The organism is Pseudomonas sp. GZD-222, from assembly GCF_049310525.1.
GTDB lineage: Bacteria > Pseudomonadota > Gammaproteobacteria > Pseudomonadales > Pseudomonadaceae > Aquipseudomonas.
Genome location: NZ_JBMOWO010000054.1, coordinates 19436 through 34414, shown reverse-complemented (window position 1 = coordinate 34414; position 14979 = coordinate 19436). Strand labels below are relative to the sequence as shown.

15 protein-coding genes are annotated in these 14979 nt (G+C 61.5%); 11 read left to right on the top strand and 4 right to left on the bottom strand.

Translation table 11 applies throughout. The features are described 5' to 3' along the window. Nucleotides 1-26 precede the first annotated feature (26 nt). On the bottom strand, nucleotides 27-941 hold the full coding sequence (locus ACO6VD_RS10140) for a LysR family transcriptional regulator (protein WP_400171560.1): 915 nt from the start codon (nucleotides 939-941) through the stop codon (nucleotides 27-29). A 203-nt stretch (nucleotides 942-1144) separates the two neighbouring features. Here ACO6VD_RS10140 and ACO6VD_RS10135 point away from each other — a divergent pair, with 203 nt between their 5' ends. The 5 genes from ACO6VD_RS10135 (at nucleotide 1145) to ACO6VD_RS10115 (ending at nucleotide 6068) form a co-directional block, all read left to right on the top strand. Next, nucleotides 1145-2482, top strand: coding sequence for a nucleobase:cation symporter-2 family protein (locus ACO6VD_RS10135; protein ID WP_422418733.1), 1338 nt, complete (start codon nucleotides 1145-1147; stop codon nucleotides 2480-2482). A gap of 33 nt (nucleotides 2483-2515) precedes the next feature. Further along, on the top strand, nucleotides 2516-3025 hold the full coding sequence (locus tag ACO6VD_RS10130) for a nucleoside deaminase (protein ID WP_422418732.1): 510 nt from the start codon (nucleotides 2516-2518) through the stop codon (nucleotides 3023-3025). Continuing rightward, nucleotides 3022-3381 carry a hydroxyisourate hydrolase gene (locus ACO6VD_RS10125; protein WP_422418731.1) on the top strand — a complete coding sequence of 120 codons (360 nt, stop codon included), beginning with the start codon at nucleotides 3022-3024 and terminating at the stop codon, nucleotides 3379-3381. The genes ACO6VD_RS10130 and ACO6VD_RS10125 overlap by 4 nt, the downstream gene beginning before the upstream one ends. 138 nt (nucleotides 3382-3519) lie before the next feature. Continuing rightward, on the top strand, nucleotides 3520-4896 hold the full coding sequence (locus tag ACO6VD_RS10120) for a pyridoxal-phosphate dependent enzyme (RefSeq protein ID WP_422418730.1): 1377 nt from the start codon (nucleotides 3520-3522) through the stop codon (nucleotides 4894-4896). Then, nucleotides 4893-6068, top strand: a complete 1176-nt coding sequence (locus ACO6VD_RS10115) for a cystathionine gamma-synthase (protein WP_422418729.1) — start codon at nucleotides 4893-4895, stop codon at nucleotides 6066-6068. Before ACO6VD_RS10120 ends, ACO6VD_RS10115 begins: the two co-directional genes overlap by 4 nt. A gap of 25 nt (nucleotides 6069-6093) precedes the next feature. On the opposite strand, the gene ACO6VD_RS10110 is transcribed toward ACO6VD_RS10115, so the two are convergent. Continuing rightward, nucleotides 6094-6804, bottom strand: a complete 711-nt coding sequence (locus tag ACO6VD_RS10110; RefSeq protein ID WP_422418727.1) for a methyltransferase family protein — start codon at nucleotides 6802-6804, stop codon at nucleotides 6094-6096. A gap of 92 nt (nucleotides 6805-6896) precedes the next feature. On the opposite strand from ACO6VD_RS10110, the gene ACO6VD_RS10105 reads away from it, so the two are divergent. Further along, nucleotides 6897-7406 (top strand): GNAT family N-acetyltransferase, encoded by a 510-nt coding sequence (locus ACO6VD_RS10105; protein ID WP_422418726.1) that lies wholly within the window; start codon nucleotides 6897-6899, stop codon nucleotides 7404-7406. 83 nt (nucleotides 7407-7489) lie between these two features. Continuing rightward, nucleotides 7490-8002 carry a YbaK/EbsC family protein gene (locus ACO6VD_RS10100; protein WP_422418724.1) on the top strand — a complete coding sequence of 171 codons (513 nt, stop codon included), beginning with the start codon at nucleotides 7490-7492 and terminating at the stop codon, nucleotides 8000-8002. On the opposite strand, the gene ACO6VD_RS10095 is transcribed toward ACO6VD_RS10100, so the two are convergent. After that, a complete protein-coding gene (locus tag ACO6VD_RS10095) occupies nucleotides 7999-8775 on the bottom strand; it encodes an APH(3') family aminoglycoside O-phosphotransferase (RefSeq protein ID WP_422418723.1) in 777 nt (258 codons plus the stop codon). The two genes, ACO6VD_RS10100 and ACO6VD_RS10095, sit on opposite strands and share 4 nt — an antisense overlap. Nucleotides 8776-8979: 204 nt before the next feature. Between ACO6VD_RS10095 and ACO6VD_RS10090 the strand changes: the two genes are divergently transcribed. The 4 genes from ACO6VD_RS10090 (at nucleotide 8980) to ACO6VD_RS10075 (ending at nucleotide 14310) form a co-directional block, all read left to right on the top strand. Beyond that, entirely contained in the window at nucleotides 8980-9420 is a 441-nt protein-coding gene (locus ACO6VD_RS10090) for an Ohr family peroxiredoxin (RefSeq protein ID WP_422418722.1), read from the top strand. A 172-nt stretch (nucleotides 9421-9592) separates the two neighbouring features. Then, nucleotides 9593-10036 (top strand): MarR family winged helix-turn-helix transcriptional regulator, encoded by a 444-nt coding sequence (locus tag ACO6VD_RS10085; RefSeq protein WP_422418720.1) that lies wholly within the window; start codon nucleotides 9593-9595, stop codon nucleotides 10034-10036. 97 nt (nucleotides 10037-10133) lie between these two features. Then, complete coding sequence (locus ACO6VD_RS10080; RefSeq protein ID WP_422418719.1) at nucleotides 10134-12557, top strand: TonB-dependent siderophore receptor; 2424 nt, start codon at nucleotides 10134-10136, stop codon at nucleotides 12555-12557. A 166-nt stretch (nucleotides 12558-12723) separates the two neighbouring features. Continuing rightward, complete coding sequence (locus ACO6VD_RS10075; RefSeq protein ID WP_422418718.1) at nucleotides 12724-14310, top strand: diguanylate cyclase; 1587 nt, start codon at nucleotides 12724-12726, stop codon at nucleotides 14308-14310. Here the strand turns inward: ACO6VD_RS10075 and ACO6VD_RS10070 are convergent. Further along, nucleotides 14307-14942 (bottom strand): hypothetical protein, encoded by a 636-nt coding sequence (locus tag ACO6VD_RS10070; protein WP_422418716.1) that lies wholly within the window; start codon nucleotides 14940-14942, stop codon nucleotides 14307-14309. The genes ACO6VD_RS10075 and ACO6VD_RS10070 overlap by 4 nt on opposite strands. Between the last annotated feature and the right edge of the window lie 37 nt (nucleotides 14943-14979).

Here is a 14979-nt window from a genome sequence, read left to right as displayed (position 1 = left end):
ACTGGCGGGCAGGGCAGACCTCATCTTCACAAGGTGGTGGTCTGCCCTTTGCGGTCCAGCTCAAACACCTTGTTGGCCTGCAGGCGCTCCTTGAGCCAGCGTTCGGCCTTGCCCAAGCGCCGTTGCCGTGACCACAGCAGGTCGACACCCACCTGCCAGTCGGTATACGGATAGGCCGAGAGCTGCAACTCCACCAGTTCGCCGCTGGCCAGTTCGCGCTGGATCAACTGGCGCGGCAGCGTGGCCCAGCCCAGGCCGGCACGGACCATTTCCAGCAACGCCAGGTAACTCTCGGCCTGCCATACCTGGGTCGAGCGCAGGTATTCGCTGCTGGGCAGCTTGCTGGCGTGAGCACTGAAGGCCAGGCGCCGATGCACATGCAGGTCATCGAAGCTGAGGTTGGCGGTGTGCGCCAAAGGATGCTGCGGGTGGCACACATGCAGCATGATCAGCTTGCCCAACTGCTGGAATGCCAGTTCCTGTACATAACCCGGTTGCGAAAACGCCACCCCCAGTACTGCCTCGCCTTTGGCCACCAGTTCACTGACGTCGCCATGCACCGGATGGCGAATCAGCAGGTCGACATAGGGAAAGGTCTGCTCGAACGCTTTGAGCACCGGCAACAGTGGGCCGTAAGGCGTTTCGATGGCCAGGGTCAGGCTCGGTTCGATCACCTCGCTCAGGCAGTCGGCGTGCGCCTCCAGGGTCAGGCAGCGCTCCAGTATCGCCTCGGCTTGCACCAGCATTTTCTGGCCGCTGGCGGTCAACACCGGATTGCGGCTGGAACGGTCGAACAGCTCCACACCCAGATCGGTTTCCAGGTTGGCAATAGCGGCGCTGATGGTCGATTGGGTTTTACCCAGCTTGCGCCCGGCGGCTGAAAACGAGCCGGTCTTCACCGCCTCGACGAACATCGACAGTTGATCCAGTGAGAAACGCAAGGTGACGGCTCCTTGGGCGGGTGAAGATGCGGGCCAATCCTCGCCTGCCAACGTCCTCTACGCAAGGTTTCATCCATCGAACAAAACGATAGCTACTAACTTGTTCCATCGCCTGCGCCGGGTAACTATCAGCGCGGGTCAAGCATTCCTGTGCCGGCCAGCCTTAACAACAATAAAAGCTGCACCTTCAGGAGACACGCGACATGAGCATAAAACGGGTTCATCCGGTGGACGAAATCCTGCCATTGCGCCAGTTGTTCACCTTCGGCCTGCAACACGTACTGGTGATGTATGCCGGCGCCGTAGCGGTCCCCTTGATTCTCGGTAGCGCCCTGGGCTTGACCTCGGCGCAGATCGTCATGCTGATCAATGCCAACTTGCTGACCTCCGGTGTCGCCACGTTGATCCAGACCCTGGGCTTCTGGAAGTTCGGCGCGCGCTTGCCAATGATCCAGGGCTGTTCGTTCATTGCCCTGGCGCCGATGATCATGATCGGCAAGGAGTTCGGCCTCAGCCAGATCTTTGGTGCGGTGATCGCCGCCGGTGCGATCACCATCGCCCTGGCGCCGGTGTTCAGCCGCTTGCTGCGGTTTTTCCCGCCGGTGGTAATCGGCAGCCTGATCACCATTATCGGTATCTCCCTGATGCCTGCGGCGGCAATCTGGCTGGGCGGTGGTAATCCGGGGGCGGATGATTTCGGCAAGCCGGCCAATCTGCTGCTGGGCTTGGCCACGGTAGCAGTCACCTTGGTGATCTATGCCCGCTTTTCCGGCTTTATCGGCAACCTCAGTGTGCTCATCGGCCTGTTCGTCGGCAGCCTGATTGCCGCCGCCTTCGGCATGACCAACTTCAGCAGGGTGGGGGAGGCGGCCTGGTTCGAACTGAGCCCGCCGATGGCCTTTGGTGTGCCCGAGTTCTCGCTGATGCCGGTCCTGGTGATGACCCTGGCGATGCTGGTGATCATGGCCGAGACCACCGGCAATTGCCTGGCCATCGGCAAGTTGACCGGTAAACCGACCAGTCAGCAGACCCTGGGTAATGCCTTTCGCGCCGACGGGCTGTCGACCATGCTCGGCGGGCTGTTCAACAGCTTCCCCTACAACGCCTTCACCCAGAACACCGGCTTGATTGCCCTTTCCAACATCAAGAGCCGTTTCGTGGTGGCTGCAGCCGGCGCAATCATGGTGTTGATGGGCTTGTTTCCCAAGCTCGGTGCCTTGATTGCCGCTGTGCCGACGCCGGTACTCGGTGGTTGCGCCATCGTCATGTTCGGCATGACCACCGTGGCGGGTATCCAGGAGCTTTCCCGGGTGCAGTTCGAAGGCACACGCAACGGCATCATCGTTGCGGTTTCGGTCAGCGTCGGGGTGTTGCCGATGTCTTTTCCGGCGCTGTTCGAACACGCCAATGGCGCACTCAAGCTGGTGCTCGAAAGCGGCATCTTCCTTGGGGCGATCACCGCAATTGTCCTCAACATCCTCCTCAACAACGAGAAAAAACCGGCCGAGGCGCTGACAAGCGACCCCGAGCTGGCTGACTGAAGCATCCCTTTTATGACTGCCAAGGAGTTTCACATGACCAGTTTTACCAACCTCACTCCCGCTGGTGTCAGCGCGCTCGACCTTGAACTGCTGCGTCGTGCCATTGAGCTGTCCGAGCAATCCCGGCAACGCGGCCGCCATCCGTTTGCCGCGCTGGTGGCGGACCGCAATGGTCAGGTGATCGCCCAGGCCGGCAACAACTCGATGCCACCCGAAGGCGATCCGACCCAGCACGCTGAACTGGTTGCCGCGGCCCAGGCGGCCAAGTGCCTTAGCCCCGAGGCGCTGGCTGATTGCACCCTGTACACCAGTGCCGAACCTTGCTGCATGTGCGCCGGTGCCGTGTACTGGACCGGCATCGGCCGGGTGGTGTACGCCTTGTCTGAACACGCGCTGCTGGGGCTGACCGGCGATCACCCGGAGAACCCGACGTTCTCCCTGCCGTGTCGCGAAGTGTTTGCCCGCGGGCAACGTCAGGTCAGTGTCCTGGGGCCGATGCTCGAAGCGGAAGCGGCTGAAGCGCACAAGGGTTTCTGGTCATGAATGCGGGCATCTCCATTCATATCGTCGATGTTGCCAGCGGCTGTGTGGCGCAAGGGCTGGACGTTCGGCTGGTGCGCCTGGAAGGCGCTCAGCAGGAACTGATCTGCCAGGGTCGTATTGCCAGCAACGGCGTGCTGGCAGAGCTGGAGCGTGAGGCCGGTCGCTGTACCCCTGGCGTATATGAAGTCAGGCTCCGGGTAGCTGATTTTTATCGGGCCCAGGGCATGGAGCTTCCTGCAGTGCCGTTCCTTGATGAGCTGGTTTACCGCTTCGGGGTGGCCGACCCTGGCCAGCACTACCACCTGCCATTCAAGTTGACGGCCTGGGGTATCTCTTGTTTTCGCGGCGGCGCCTGACAAACGGAGGAAACTACCGGCTGGCCGTGAACGGTTGCGGTGGGCGCCAGGCCGGCCTATGGTCCAATCGAAGCGTCGCCCGGGTTGGACCATAGGCCGCTGTTCAACCCGCACCCAGTCCCGCTGCGAGGTGAGCCTATGTCCAACGATTCCCGCCCAGCCGTACTCGAACTGATTGGCAATACGCCGCTGGTACGCGTCTCCCGCTTCGATACCGGTCCCTGTACCTTGTTCCTCAAGCTTGAATCGCAGAACCCTGGCGGTTCGATCAAGGACCGTATCGGCCTGGCCATGATCGATGCCGCCGAACGCGATGGCCGCTTGCGTCCCGGTGGTACCATCGTTGAAGCCACCGCTGGCAATACCGGCCTTGGCCTTGCGCTGGTCGGTCGGGCCAAAGGCTATCGGGTGGTACTGGTGGTGCCGGACAAGATGTCTACCGAGAAGGTCCTGCACCTCAAGGCGATGGGCGCCGAAGTGCACATCACCCGCTCCGATGTCGGCAAAGGGCATCCGGAGTATTACCAGGATGTGGCGGCGCGCCTGACCGCAGAAATACCCGAGGCGTTCTTCGCCGACCAGTTCAACAACCCGGCCAATCCCCTGGCCCATGAGTGCAGTACCGCGCCGGAAATCTGGGCGCAGATGCACCATGACGTCGATGCCATTGTCGTCGGCGTCGGCTCGGCCGGCACACTCACCGGCCTGACCCGTTTCTTCCGCCGGGTGCAGCCGGACCTGGCGATGGTGCTGGCCGATCCAGTTGGCTCGGTGATGGCCGAGTACAGCCGCAGCGGTGTCCTGGGCACCCCCGGTTCCTGGGCGGTGGAGGGCATCGGCGAGGATTTCGTGCCCTCGATCGCGGATCTGTCCAGTGTGCGTCAGGCCTATTCGATCAGCGATGAGGACAGCTTCGACCATGCTCGCCAGTTGCTGCGCGCCGAAGGCATTCTGGGCGGATCCTCGACCGGTACCTTGCTGGCTGCGGCGCTGCACTACTGCCGCGAGCAGACCGAACCGAAGCGGGTGGTGAGCTTTGTCTGCGACACCGGTACCCGTTACCTGTCGAAGGTCTACAACGACCAGTGGATGACCGACCAGGGCCTGTTGCAGTTCAAGCACTACGGCGATTTACGTGACCTGATTGCCCGGCGTTTCGAGGATGGCCGGGTGATCAGCGTCGGGCCAGGCGATACCTTGCTCACCGCGTTCCAGCGCATGCGCCTGGCCGATGTCTCGCAGTTACCGGTGCTTGAGGACGGCCAGCGGCTGGTCGGGGTGATCGACGAGTCCGACATTCTTGTCGGCATGCACGCCGACCCGACGCATTTTCGTTTGCCTGTCGCCAGCGCCATGACCGACAAGCTGCAAACCCTGCCACCCAGTGCCAGCCTGACTACACTGCAAGCGGAACTCGACCGTGGGCTGGTGGCGATCATCGCTGATGCCTCGGGCTTTTATGGCCTGATTACCCGCGTCGACATGCTCAACCACCTGCGCAGGTCCTTGCCATGAGTCAGCACGACGAAACTACCGCGCCACGCGCCTTCGCCACCCGCGTGATCCACGCCGGACAAACCCCGGACCCGTCCACCGGGGCCTTGATGCCGCCGATCTACGCCAACTCCACCTATGCCCAGCAGAGCCCCGGCGTGCACAAGGGCCTGGACTACGGACGCTCGCACAATCCCACGCGCTGGGCGCTGGAGCGTTGCGTGGCCGATCTTGAGGGCGGGATCCAGGCTTTCGCCTTTGCCTCGGGGCTGGCGACCATCGCCAATGTCCTGGAACTGCTCGACGCGGGTTCGCACATCGTTTCTGGCAATGACCTCTACGGGGGAACGTTCCGTCTGTTCGACAAGGTTCGCCGGCAGAGTGCTGGCCACCGTTTCAGCTTTGTCGACCTGACCGACCTTGAGGCTTTTGAAGAGGCTTTGGAGGACGATACGCGCATGGTCTGGGTCGAGACGCCCAGTAACCCATTGCTCAGTCTCACCGACCTGGCTGCTGTTGCTGACATCTGTCGTCAGCGCGGCATTCTCTGTGTCGCCGACAATACGTTTGCCAGCCCCTGGGTGCAGCGGCCGCTGGAGCAGGGCTTCGACATCGTTCTGCACTCGACCACCAAATACCTCAATGGCCACTCCGATGTGATCGGTGGGATTGCCGTGGTCGGCAACCCCGAGCTGGCCGAGCGCCTGGGCTTTTTGCAGAATGCGGTAGGGGCGATTGCCGGGCCGTTCGACGCCTTTCTGACCTTGCGCGGAGTGAAAACCCTGGCCCTGCGCATGGAGCGCCACTGCAGTAACGCGCTGGAACTGGCGCACTGGCTTGAGCGTCAGCCGCAGGTGGCGCGGGTTTACTATCCGGGGCTGGTGTCCCACCCTCAGCATGGTCTGGCACGGCGGCAGATGCATGGTTTCGGCGGGATGATTTCGCTGGATCTGAACAGCGACCTGGCCGGGGCTAGGCGTTTTCTGGAAAGCGTGCGTATCTTTGCCTTGGCCGAGAGCCTGGGCGGGGTGGAAAGCCTGATCGAACATCCGGCGATCATGACCCATGCCAGCATCCCGGCTGAAACCCGGGCGCAGCTGGGTATCGGCGATGCGCTGGTGCGCCTGTCGGTAGGGGTGGAAGACGTCGAAGACCTCCGCGCGGACCTGGCCCAGGCGCTGGCGCGGATCTGAAGCAACCGCCTTTAGCGTAGGAGATTTACCAGATTCCGGGAACCAGCTTGTAGCGCACGCGCCGGGCATACTCGGCGTAACCGTCCAGTTCGGCCTGCAATAGCCGATCTTCCCAGGTTGTACGCACGACCAGCAGCGCCGCTGCCACCGCCGCAGGCAGCAGTGCCCAGAATGAACCGAGCGCCAGCGCCATGCCGAAGAATAGCCAGAGAGCGGCGATGTAGCCGGGGTGGCGGACGAAACGATAAGGGCCGTTGTCGATCACTCGCTGGTGGCGCTCCGACTGAATGCGAACACCTGGCTCGAAAAACGGATTGACCGCCTGCGCCCAGGCGGTCACCGCGATGCCGGCCAGCGCCGCGCCATAGCCCAGCAGCACCAGCCAACCGGGCACTAGCGAATCATGAAAGCGTCCGGCATCCAGGGCGGCCACGGGTAAAACGGCAACCATTGCTGGCAGCATGAATGCCAGCAGCGCTTTGTCCCAACCTTTGGTGCCGGCCTGAAAGCGGCTGCGTGCACGGTAAATCACTGGATTGACGCGGGCGAGCAGCAGCGCCGATAACGCAAAAGCCAGCACCAGCACGCCAAGAAAAATCCAGCCGGGTCGCCAGGCGAGGCTGCCGGCGGGCAGGAAGATCAACACCAGCAACGCCAGGGGCAGGCCAAGCGCATAGGCCACCGCCGTACGCCGCGACATCGGTTCTGGGTCTCGACCGGGTTCGCTGTAGGTCATGGCTTGGTCTCCTGCTGCTGGCATTGGCCACGGCTTTTGTAAACAATAGCGCCCGCGAAAAACGCGCTACCTGTTTATTGACCGAGATTCCCATGCCTTCGATCCCTTTCACTGTCGAACTGCTGCAAACCGGCGCGGACCAAGCCGAGCTGATTCGCAACCTGTACCAGTTCTATGCCTATGAGTCCTCGGACTGGGAGCAGGAGGATGTGGAAGTGGATGGCCGTTTCTATATCCACGAAGAGCACCTGGCCCGCTACTGGCAGGAGCCACAGTGGAGCGCCAACCTGATCCTGGTCGATGGCTTTATCGCCGGCTTCCTGTTGATCGAGCGTAGCGAGTTCGCAGCACTCAATGCCCTGGAACTGGCTGACTTGTTCATCCTCAAGCGTTACCGGCGCAAAGGCATCGGCCGGGCAATTGCCAGCCAGGTGCTGATGAGCGGGGAGAGCGACTGGCTGGTGCGTTTCTATGACCAGGACGAAACCGCCCAGGCCTTCTGGCGCGCGGTGCTGGACAACCTGCCTCGGCCGGTACGGACCATTGAACTGGATGACGAGCCTGAACTGCTGAGTTATCTGGTCACCCGGGCGGTGCACTGATCGCGGGCTTGCACGCTTGCCAAGCATGACCCGGGCATGTTCCATTGAGGCCGCAAATCCTCTATACAAGGAGCTAGTTGAGCATGAGCTTACAGTCTGTCAGGGCCTTCTTCGCCCAGCACGCACCGGAGATTTCGGTGCTGGAACTGGATACCAGCACCGCCACTGTCGCCTTGGCCGCCGAAGGCCTGGGCGTTGAGCCGGGCCAGATCGCCAAGACCTTGTCGCTGCGGGTGGGGGAGGAGGTCATTCTGCTGGTCGCCCGTGGTGATGCGCGCCTGGACAACCGCAAGTACAAGCAACACTTCGGGGTCAAGGCGCGGATGCTCGATGCCGCGCAGGTCGAGGAACAGACCGGTCATCCCGTTGGTGGTGTCTGTCCGTTTGGCCTGCCCGGTGCGCTGCGGGTGTTTTGCGATATCTCGCTCAAGGATTTCCCCGTTGTGTTTCCCGCAGGCGGCGCGCCGAATGCCGCCGTGCGCATCGAGCCCGAGCACATGGCTGCGCTGGTCAATGCACAGTGGGTGGATGTTGCGGTGGGAGAGCGGGCGTCTCGTGATGAGGCGGGCGTAACCTGCACCTCGGGCGTCGCTTAGAATAACTCGTCCAACTGCTCGAAAAACTCACGTTTGGCAGGGTTGTCGAACGCGCTGGCGCCTGCCAGAAACTCCGCCGCTACCGTTGCCGAGACCTCTTCGCGCAAGTTGCGATGGACAAAGGCGATGTCCAGCCAGCGATCGGCGATACCGCCGCGACCCAGGTCAATGAAGTGCAACTGCTCGCGGGCATCGACGAACACGTTGCTGTCGCCCAGGTCACCATGGCTGAACACCCGATCTTCAAGCGCGACAGTGGCCTGCAGGTGAGCCAGCAGATCCTTTGGGGTATGCAGGTTCGGCCAGGGTTGCAGGTCTAAATCATCCGCACATAGGCCTTGAGCCATCAGGTACTCCAGTTCGCGCAAGCGCAATGTCGCACTGGAGTCGAATGGGCAGTCGGCGATAAGCACTGACTGCACCTGGTGCAAGGCTTCGCGAAACAGCTCCAGTACTGGCAACTTTTGCTCGATCCGCCGTTGCAACGACTCGCCAGGTACGGCGCGGGTGATCATGAACTCGCCGTCGCCGCTTTCGCCCAGCGCCACGACTTCCGGCACGCTCAGGCGCCCCTCCAGCCATTGCAGCACCTGCGCTTCGCGCTGCACGCTATAGGTGGTGGGAATAAATTGCGGCGGGCAGGTCTTCAGAAAGAATCGCTCGTTGCCACGGCTGAAGTGGTAGACATCGCAGGGCGACTCGCCGATTTCGTCGGGTAGCAATAGCGCATCGCCAATGAAGCAGGTAATGGGCTGCGGGAGGTTCAAAAGCATGTGTAGTTCCCTGTGCCTGATTGAGGCGTGAACAAACCGTGTTGCGTGGTAACACATCACTCTGACGCATTCAAGCGAACGGAACCGTTTGTCGCAGCAGCACACAGTCGCTGTTGACGTCGAGGCCTGCCTGGTTGATTATTTATCTATCGCATGCGATCTAATCGTTAGCGATTAAAAAAATCGAACCCCGAGGAAATCCCCATGAGCAAGATCGAAAAAGTCCTGTTGACCGGCAAGACCCATACCACCCTCAGTGTCGCGGGTAGCACTGCGCGCGGCCTGGACATCCAGCTGTCGGCGCCGGGTGCCAGCAAGCCCGCCTACGAATTCAACGCCATTGCCCCGCATCCAACCGCCGAACAGCTGTTCTCCGGGGCATGGTCGGCCTGCTACATCGCCGCGGTGGAGCTTGTTGCCAAGGAAATGAAAGTGGCGCTGCCTGCCGGGCTTGCGGTCGACATCGAGGTTGACCTTGGCCAGACCGGCAAGGACTACTTCCTCCAGGCCCGACTGACCGCGCGCCTGCCAGGCCTGGACCCTGAAGTGGCGAACGCCCTGGTGCATGCGGCTGACCAGGTGTGCCCATACTCCAAGGCTACCCGCGGCAATATCGAGGTGACCTTGAAGGCGATCACCGAGTAATAGCGCAGGTGGGCGGGCAGACGCCGTCTTGACAGCAAAGAGCCGGGAAAGGATTATCAGCTTGGTCGCATACGATTAAATCGCATGATGTTAAAGCTGCGTCAGCCAGGTCAGCGTTTTCACGCTCGCCTGGCTGGCGCATGCATCGTTCTCTGCTCAGGAAGGGATATCTATGAAACCTGCCGATTTGAAACTTTCTGAATTCCTCTGCTTTGCCGTCTATTCGACCAACCTCGCGTTCGGCAAGGCATACAAGCCGAAACTTGAGCGTCTGGGCTTGACCTACACCCAATACATCACCTTGGTGGCACTCTGGGAACTGGACGACCAGACCGTCGGCAGCCTGGGCGAAAAGCTGTTTCTCGAATCCAACACCCTGACGCCGATCCTGAAAAAGCTGGAAAACATGGGCTACGTACAACGCCAGCGCGACCCTGCAGATGAGCGTCAGGTATGCATCCGTCTGACCGACAGCGGCCGGCAGTTGCGCGAGGAGGGCTCGGACGTGGACCTGTTTGAAGCTACCGGTCTGACATCGGAAGAGTTCACCCAGGTTCAGGGTGCGGTAGTGAAGCTGCGCGATAATCTGATCCGTTCGTTCAAGGACAGGGAGTAGTGTGCGGGCCATGCGCTGAAAAAATCGCACAAAGCCTGTCCCCTTTCTTCCGCTCGGTTGTCATCTAGGGCAAGTGAATCCATTTGAGAGCGCAACAATGCCCGCACTGACACGCCGACGAGCCCCGCTGGCGCCTTCGTTTTCCTGTTCCACCTTGTGCCTGAGCCTGATGCTCGGCTTCGGCACGATGTCAGCGCCGTTGGCCTTCGCCGACAGTGAACAACGCACCTACAAAGTCCCCGCCGGTGACCTCGGTTCGGCGTTGATCCGCTTTGCCGGCCAGGCCGGGGTGAGTGTCTCGGTGGAGCCGGGCCTGGTGAGTGGCCGGCGTAGCGCGGGGCTTTCGGGCAACTACAACATTGATGAGGGCTTTGCCCGGCTGCTGCAGGGCAGTGGCCTGCAACTTCAGCCGGTTGGGGCTGACGCCTACACCCTGGTGCCCGTACCCGAGGGCTCCGATGCTCTGGAAATTGCGCCGACCAGCATCCTCGGTAGTCACGGCGGTGCTGACCTTGCGGGCGAACGTTATGCCGGCGGGCAGGTGGCCCGCCGTGGTTCGCAAGGTATGCTGGGCTCGCGGGATTTCATGGAAACCCCCTTCAGCATGACCACCTACACCAGTGAGGCGGTCCAGAACCAGCAAGCGCGGACCTTGGGCGACCTGATCGCCAGCGATCCTTCGGTGCGTGCAACCAACCCCGCGGGTGGACGCTTCGAGCAGTTCACCATCCGCGGCTTCAGCCTGTTTAACAGTGATGTTTCCTACAACGGTTTGTACGGTGTCTTGCCGACCTACTCGATCGACATGGAAATGGCCGACCGCGTGGACATCATCAAAGGCCCGAGCCAGTTGATCAATGGCATTTCGCCGCGCGGCAGTGTCGGCGGCGGCATCAACGTCGTGCCCAAGCGCGCGGGTGACACATCGATCAGCGAATTCACCGGTAGCTATGTATCGGACAGCCAGGTCGGCGGGGCGGTGGACATCGGCCGCCGCTTCGGTGACCAGAACCAGTTCGGCCTGCGCTTCAACGGTGTCAAGCAATCGGGTGACACCGAATGGGACCATCAGAGCGTCGAGCGCGAGATGGCCGTGCTGGGCCTGGATTTTCGTGGTGAGCGGCTGCGGCTGTCGGCAGATTTTGGCCACACCGAGCGTGATACCGATGCGCCTCAGGAACGGGTAATCGTCGGCGCCAACGCCAAGGTGCCGGATGCCGATGATGTGCGGCGCAACTACGCCCAGGCCTGGAGCAAGGCGCGTACCAACGACACCTTTGGCACCCTCAATGGTGAGTTCGATATCAACGATTCGCTGATGGCCTATGCGGCGGTCGGCGCGCGGAAAAGCGATCACGACTTCCTCCGGCACAACGTGCCGATCTCCAACGATGCCGGTGATTTCAGCGTCCAGCCACGTGATTTCACCCGCGATGAAAATGTCAAAACCGCCACGGCCGGCCTGCGCAACTGGTTCAACACCGGTTCCGTGAGCCATGAAGTGAATCTGGCGGCCAGCTACTTCTATATGGACTTCGAGAACGGCGGTGCCCGCTATGCCGCGGCGCCAAGCAATCTCTACAACCCGCGTCCAACGCCAACCCCCGGCACCCCCACGCGCCAGGACGCCAAGGTGTACACCGAGAACCGCTTTACCGGTGTGGCGCTGGCCGACACCCTCGGCTTCTTCGACGAGCGTTTGCTCCTGACCCTGGGTGCCCGCTGGCAGCGGGTCCAGGTGGATGACTGGAGCGACAACGTCAAAGGTGCCACAGACTATGACGAAGAGAAGGTCTCACCGTCGGGCGGGATTCTGTACAAGGTCACCGACCAATTGTCACTGTATGCCAACTACATGGAAGGCCTGAGCCAGGGCAAGATCGCGCCTTCAACCTCGATCAACGAGGACCAGATTTTTCCGCCGTTCATCAGCCGCCAGGTAGAGGTCGGGGCCAAGTATGACCTCGGTGCGTTCGCCCTGACCGCCAGCGCGTTTCGCATCCGCCAACCGGCCTACGAGACCAACACCACGACGCGGGTCTTCGGACCTAACGGCAAGCGCGAGAACAAGGGTGTTGAACTGAGCGTGTTCGGTGAACCACTGAAGGGCTTTCGACTGCTTGGTGGGGTTATGTACATCGACAGCAAGCTGACCGACACCGTCGGCGGTAGCTTCGACGGCAACCGCGCCCCGGCGACGCCGGAGTACAACGTCAACCTTGGCGCCGAGTGGGACGTGCCGCTGGTGACCGGGCTGACCCTGACTGCCCGCGGCATTCATTCCAGCTCGCAGTACCTGGACCAGGCCAACAGCAAGCAGATCGACGGTTGGGAGCGTTTTGATGCCGGAGCCCGCTATGCCTTCAAGGTCGACGGCAAGGACATCACCCTGCGTGCCAGCGTCGAGAACCTGCTGGATGATCGCTACTGGGCCTCGGCGGGCGCCTCCGATGACAGCGAGGCAGGGTTGACCTTGTCTACGCCAAGGACCTACCTGGTGTCGGCCACCCTGGGTTTCTGAAGTGGTAGCGGGAGGACGCTGCCGTACCGGTTGCAATCCGCCAGAATGAAGCGCAAAAGCGACTACGCTACAGATGCAGCGGGTGGTGTCATCTATCACCCGCTGCAGTCAGTCGCCAAACTGCAGTGCTTCATCAGTGCAGGGAAGAAAACCAACGGCAGGGTTCATGAACAGACGCCATCCTGTGTCCATCGGCCTGCGCGGCCTGATTTTGCTGCTTGTATTTCTCGCGGTCCTGGCCACGCTGTGCAACAGCTTGTGGGTGGCCTATGGGGTGCAACGTGATGCGCTGGTGCATTCGGCGCTGCAGGCCAATCAGGCCTACACCTCCAAGGTGGCCTCGAGCATTGGCCAGTTCCTCAAGTCCGCGCATAGTCGCTTGAGCTACAGCAGCCAGTTGTTGGGCCGCGACTTCACTAATCAGCAACTGCTCAGGGAAGAAGTCGTGCGTTTACAGGCCGAAGACAAGGCTTTCAACGCCGTGCTGATCGTTGATGCCAACGCCAGAGCCCTGCAAATTTATCCCGATAACGCTCATCTGGTCGGCACCACGTTGACCTCCGAGGAGGTCTTGCAAGCGTTGCAGGCGCAGCGTCCACTGGTCAGTCGTGCATATGAGAGCGCGGCAGGCAACCTGATCGTGTTCATCTCGCAACCGGTGTTCAGCCCCTCGGGGCAATTTCTCGGCATCATCGGTGCGTCGATCTACATTCGCCAGCAGGGCATCTTGCATGCGTTGATCAGCAATCACTTTCACCAGGACGGCACCTTCGCCTTCGTCACCGATGAAAACCGGCGCCTGCTGTACCATTCCGATCACCACCGCATTGGTGAAGTGCTGACCGTCAGCGCGACGGTCGATGCCGCGTTGCGCGGCGAGCATGGTTCGATGGAGACCATCAACTCCCGGGGTATTGCCATGCTCGCCGGATATGCCCAGATTGCCGATGCCAACTGGGCCGTGATCGCACAACAGCCTCGCGAGCAAGCGCTGGCGCCGCTTGGGCAATTGTTGCGCGATATGTTCATCAAGGTGATTCCGGCCGGCCTGGTCGGCCTGCTGGTGATCCTGCTGGCGACGATGCTGATCAGCCGACCCTTACGGCAATTGGCGCAGAGTGCCGAGCACCTGTCGGCGCCGCAAGCCAGCGCACAGTTGCAAGCCATCAACACCTGGTACGCCGAAGCGGCCGCTATCCGCCGCGCACTACTCAGCGGCGTGCAGTTACTTCAGCAGAAACTTGGCAGCCTCAGTCATCAGGCACAGAGCGATCCTTTGACCGGCCTGGCCAACCGCCGCGCCATGGACGCTGCGTTACAGACCCTCACTCAGGCACAGCGCCCTTACGCAGTGCTGGCGCTGGATATCGACCACTTCAAACGGGTCAACGATACCTTTGGCCATGATGTCGGCGACGAAGCCCTGAAACGGGTCGCGACGATCATCGCCCAGTGTTCCCGAGAGCAGGATCTGGCCTGTCGCGCAGGGGGCGAGGAGTTCGCGTTGATCCTGCCGGAAACCGACGCGCAGGCTGCCAGTAGCATTGGCGAACGTATCCGCCAGACCATTGCGTCCACCCAGATCGTGCCAAGCGGGCCACTGACGATTTCCATTGGTGTCGCCTGGCTGAGCGAAGAAACTTCGACAGCGGCGGCGATCCTCAAGCGCGCCGACGAAAACCTCTATCACGCCAAGCAGACAGGCCGTAATCGGGTGGTAGCGACGGTCCGCTCAACGGCCATCAACCACTAGCCAGCGAGCCCTGCCCAGGCCGAACCGACAGTACGAGGGCTGCGGCCATCAAGGCTCGTCAGGACATTACCGAGTCGCGTAGGCGCCTCCCCGGTGAGCTCGCAACACAGCGCACTGATCATTTCACCATTCACTTCGCCTTGCGCCTGGAGCAGTTGTGCTACAGCGCTCAGCGTCGTCCAGTAACGACGCACCAGGCAATAGGAACGGGCGATGGCCCGCGGCTCCGCATCCAGCACCTTGCGTGCCGGTAGCAGGTTGATCAGCTCCATGGCGCGCTGCCGGTCACCGGCGCCGCTACGGGTAATGCAGCGGTCGGACGGGCGGTGCCGGTAGATCGCCTCGGCCACGGGGCCGGCGAAGCAGTGGATCAGGTCGCGTTCAATCAATTCGATCATCGACGGCAGGTATTCAGCGATACCTGAGGGCTCGAAGGCGGGGAGCGGTACGCAGTATTCGGCTTCTACCAGGCCCTTGACCGCTTGCAGGTTGCCACGCAGATCGACCATCGGGCCGATCTGCGCTTCAGCGCGGGTACGCACGGTGACACGCTTTATGCGTTGACCATTCCACCAGAAGGCGAGGGCATGACCTGCTTCATGGAAGGCTGTGCAACGCGGGCGTGAGTTCATGGTCCGGGCCTCAGTCAAGCAGGTTGCTATTCTCACG